This is a genomic window from Mesorhizobium sp. M4A.F.Ca.ET.022.05.2.1 (assembly GCF_003998845.1).
Lineage (GTDB): Bacteria > Pseudomonadota > Alphaproteobacteria > Rhizobiales > Rhizobiaceae > Mesorhizobium.
Genome location: NZ_RZOJ01000483.1, coordinates 1 through 4,219, shown reverse-complemented (window position 1 = coordinate 4,219; position 4,219 = coordinate 1). Strand labels below are relative to the sequence as shown.

At 64.4% G+C, this 4,219-nt stretch carries 4 protein-coding genes; 3 read left to right on the top strand and 1 reads right to left on the bottom strand.

The features are described from left to right. The 3 genes from EN745_RS31070 to EN745_RS31060 all read left to right on the top strand — a co-directional run. Window positions 1–2,560: FAD-dependent oxidoreductase (locus EN745_RS31070; RefSeq protein ID WP_145992239.1), on the top strand; the 2,560-nt coding region annotated here is incomplete at its 5' end. Between the two features lie 83 nt (window positions 2,561–2,643). Beyond that, window positions 2,644–3,489, top strand: coding sequence for a DUF1194 domain-containing protein (locus EN745_RS31065; RefSeq protein WP_127423009.1), 846 nt, complete (start codon window positions 2,644–2,646; stop codon window positions 3,487–3,489). Window positions 3,490–3,608: 119 nt separating this feature from the next. Further along, on the top strand, window positions 3,609–3,935 hold the full coding sequence (locus EN745_RS31060) for a peptidase inhibitor family I36 protein (RefSeq protein WP_245487881.1): 327 nt from the start codon (window positions 3,609–3,611) through the stop codon (window positions 3,933–3,935). A gap of 40 nt (window positions 3,936–3,975) precedes the next feature. Here EN745_RS31060 and EN745_RS37555 read toward each other — a convergent pair. Next, window positions 3,976–4,219: hypothetical protein (locus EN745_RS37555; RefSeq protein WP_210213783.1), on the bottom strand; the 244-nt coding region annotated here is incomplete at its 5' end.

The window sequence follows — 4,219 nt, the reverse complement described above, 5'->3', positions numbered from 1 at the left end:
GGCAGGGTTTCCGGAAAAGGCGAAGGTCGTCATCGTCGGGCTGGGCGGGATCGTGGGCGCTTCGGTCGCCCATCACCTGATCGAGCGCGGATGGGACGATATTGTCGGCATCGACAAATCCGGCATCCCGACCGATATCGGCTCGACGGCGCACGCGTCCGACTTCTGCTACACCACCAGTCACGACTTCCTGTCGTGCTGGACGACGCTCTATTCGATCGATTTCTACGAGAAGATGGGCCACTACGCCCGCATAGGCGGCCTCGAAGTCGCCCGCGTCGGCGACGACAGCCGCATGGCGGAGATCAAGCGCAAGATCGCTTCGGCCAAATCCTTCGGCACCCGGGCGCGCCTGATCGAGCCAGCCGAGATCAAGGAAAAGTTCCCGCTGATCGAAGAGAGTATGGTGCAGGGCGGCTTGTGGGATCCGGATGCCGGCCTCGTCATCCCGCGCTCGCAGACGGTCGCCGGCAAGCTCGTCGACCAGGGCGTCGCCTCAGGCAAGCTTCAGTCTTTCGCCAACACCTCGGCCAAGTCGCTGATCGTCGAGAACGGCCGCATCAAGGGCGTGGTGACGGAGCGCGGTACGATCATGGCCGACTATGTGGTCGTCTGCACCGGCATCTGGGGCCGTTTGACCGCGGCGCTGGTCGGCGAGGACCTGCCCGTCATGCCGATCGACCATCCGCTGACCTTCTTCGGCCCGTACAACGAGTTCGCCGGCACCGGCAAGGAAATCGGCTGGCCGCTGCTGCGCGACCAGGGCAACTCTGCCTACATGCGCGACACCGGCGACCCCAAGACCGCCGAGGGCGGACAGATCGAATGGGGCTACTACGAGGAGACCAATCCGCGCCTCTGCCATCCGCGCGACCTCCTGGAAAAGGACCAGGCGCGGCTGTCGCCCTCGCAGCGCGACCTCGACATGGAGCAGATCCTTGCGCCGCTCGAGCGCGCCATGGAGCTGACGCCGATCCTCGGCGAGCTTGGCTACAATGAGAGCCACTCCTTCAACGGCCTGCTGCAGGTGACGACCGATGGCGGCCCGTCGATGGGCGAAAGCCAGAAGGTGAGGGGCCTGTGGTACGCCGTCGCCATCTGGGTTAAGGACGGCCCCGGCATGGGCAAGCTCATCGCCGACTGGATGACCGACGGCCGCACCTCGATCGACCATCACGCCATCGATTATGCGCGCTTCTACCCGCACCAGACGCAGGAGCAGTTCATCTGGGATCGCTGCACCGAGACGGCGATGAAGGTCTACAATCCGGCGGTGCACCCGCGCGAGCCATTCTCCAAGGGTCGCGACATCAGGCGCTCGCCGTTCTGGGAGCGCGAGAAGGAGCTCGGCGGCTACTTCATGGAGCTGGGCGGCTGGGAGCGCGCCCACGGCTATGCCGCCAACGAGCACCTGCTGGAGAAATACGGCAACCGAGTGCCGGTGCGCGAGGACGAATGGGACAACCGCCATTTCTGGCGCGTCTCCAATGCCGAGCACCTCGCCATGAGCGAAGACTGCGGCATCGTCAATCTCTCGCATTTCTCGATGTATGACGTCGAAGGCCCCGACCATGTCGCGCTGCTGGAATGGCTGTGCGCGGCCAAGATCGGCGGCGACAACAACATCGGCAAGGGCATCTACACCCACTTCCTCGACGAGGAAGGCATGGTGCGAGCCGACTTCACCGTTATCCGCATGGCCGATCGCTGCCGGGTGATCGACGGCGCCGACGCCGGCCCGCGCGACTTCCGTTACATGCAGCGTACTGCGCAGGACAAAGGTTTTGATGTCACCGTCACCGACGTGACCGAGAAGTACGTCACCATCGGCATCTGGGGACCGAACGCGCGGGCGACCCTGCAGAAGGTTGTCGAGAACCCCGAGGGCCTGATCCAGGAGAACTTCCCGTTCGCCGCGATCAAGCCAATCCGGATCGGCGGCAAGGATGTGACGGCTTTCCGCATCTCCTATGTCGGCGAGCAGGGCTGGGAGCTGCACATGCGCTACGAGGACGGCCTGGCCGTCTGGGACGCGTTGCGCTCGACCGGCGTCATGCCGTTCGGCGTCGAGACCTATGCCAACACGCGCCGCATGGAAAAGAGCCTGCGGCTGCAGAACGCCGACCTGTTGACCGAGTACAATTTGCTCGAAGCCGACCTTGCCCGTCCGAAGGTCAAGGAGAACGACTTCTGCGGCAAGGCCAAGCACCTGGAATACCGCGCGCGCGAACATCAGCCGGCCATGCTGTGCACGCTGGTGATGACCGACAACATCGATCAGAACGGCGTCGCGCGCTATCCGGTCGGCACCATGCCGGTGCTGGATCCGGCAACCGGCGAGACGCTGGTCGACAAGCTCGGCCGCCGCTCCTTCACCACCTCGGTCGCCTATGGCCCGACCATCGGCAAGAACATCGCGCTCGCCTATCTGCCCTGGGCCTATGCCCAGGAAGGGCGCAGGCTCAACGTCGAATATTTCGGCGAGACCTATCCGGTCGAGGTCGCCGGCGTCGGCTACAAGCCCCTCTACGATCCCGAGAACCTGAAGCCGCGCAGCTGAGTTTCTTCAAACTGCATGAGAAGCCCGGCCCCGTGCCGGGCTTTTCGCTTTGTCCAGCCGTGATTCTCGCTTACCGTTGCGGCATGTCTGCTTTTGCCAGTGCAAGACATCTCCTTCCGGGCTGCGCCGCGCTGGCGTTGGCGCTTGGCACCGCGCCGGCATCTTCCGCCGAGCCCGTCGATATCGAACTGGTTCTGGCCGTCGACGTCTCGCTTTCCATGTCGCCCGAAGAGCTCGAGATCCAGCGCCATGGCTATGCGGCGGCCTTGACGCATGATCTCGTGCTCAAAGCCATTGCCGAAGGCGCCTATGGCAAAATCGCCGTCACCTATGTCGAATGGGCGGGCAACAACTGGCAGCGTGTCATCGTGCCGTGGACTGCGATCGCCAATCGCGCCGATGCCGAGCGCGTGGTCGAGCAGCTCAACGCCCACCCGCCGGACAGCGCAAGGCGCACCTCGATTTCCGGCGCGCTGGAATTCGGCAGCGATCTCTTCGCCGAAAGCGGCTTTCAGGGCGTCAAGCGCGTCATCGACATCTCCGGCGACGGACCCAACAACCAGGGGGCGCCCGTCAACCTGGCGCGGGACATCGTTGTGAGCCAGGGCATCACCATCAACGGGCTGCCGTTGATGACGCGCGGCGGCTTCACCGGCGCCTACGACGTCAACGATCTCGACCGCTACTACAGCGACTGCGTCATCGGTGGTCCCGGCGCCTTCATGATACCGGTCAATGACTGGACGCAGTTCCCGGAAGCGATCCGCCGCAAGCTGGTGCTGGAACTTGCCGGCCCCGATTCGCCACAATGGGCGGCCGACGAGGCGGCCCATCCGCCCATGGTCCTCGCCCAGGACAAGCCGATCGTGGATTGTCAGGTCGGCGAGAAAATGTGGCGCGATCGCAGCTGGATGTTCGACAGCCGCTAGTTGTCACGCCCCGGCTTGCCTGCCCGGTGCCGGCCATGCAAAGTCGTTTCCCGCCGTGCCGATCATACGGCGTCCATGCGCAAACGAGGAGACGTCCCATGAAATCTGTTGCAATCCTGATGGCGGCCGCATCGATATTTTGCGCCGGCAGCGCCAGTGCACAGTTTTACGGCGAAGCGGGCTGCATCATGTTCGAGGACTCGTATTTTCGCGGCCGCGCGCTGGAATTGGGGGCGGACGATTCGGTGAGCTTCCGTGGCGGCCAGTTCTGGAACGACCGCGTCTCTTCGGTGATCGTGCGCCGCGGCTGCACCCTCGTCGCCTATTCGGATACGCGGATGCGAGGCCGGTCGATCGAGCTCAATCGAAGGGTCCGCGATTTCAGCAATACCGGCTGGAACGATCGCATCTCATCGGCCGAATGCTATTGCGGCGAAAGGTACTGAGGCGGCCGTGACCTGAGCCTGGCTGCCCGCCGGTTCAAACCTAAATTCCAGATGTCGACCGGGTCTTGGCGCCGGTCGCCGGTGCTGCCGCTTCCATGTGCTCGTTCTGGCCGGTCTGCTGTTCCGCGGGCGTCGCCGTCGCCGCGCGTCGCGGCATCGCGATCACGCCGTCAAGCGCCTTCGCAATGGGCCCCGGACACGCGCCGAATGCCGTGCGGCTGCGCTTGCCGCGCCGCCGATCGAGCGGCTCGAGGAGGCATTGCGCAGCTTGGCATGCATGCTGC

Bases quoted from the DNA above. Each gene is read 5' to 3' on its own strand.
- EN745_RS31060 (WP_245487881.1), top strand. From the start codon at position 3,609: ATGGCGGCCGCATCGATATTTTGCGCCGGCAGCGCCAGTGCACAGTTT.
- EN745_RS31065 (WP_127423009.1), top strand. From the start codon at position 2,644: ATGTCTGCTTTTGCCAGTGCAAGACATCTCCTTCCGGGCTGCGCCGCG.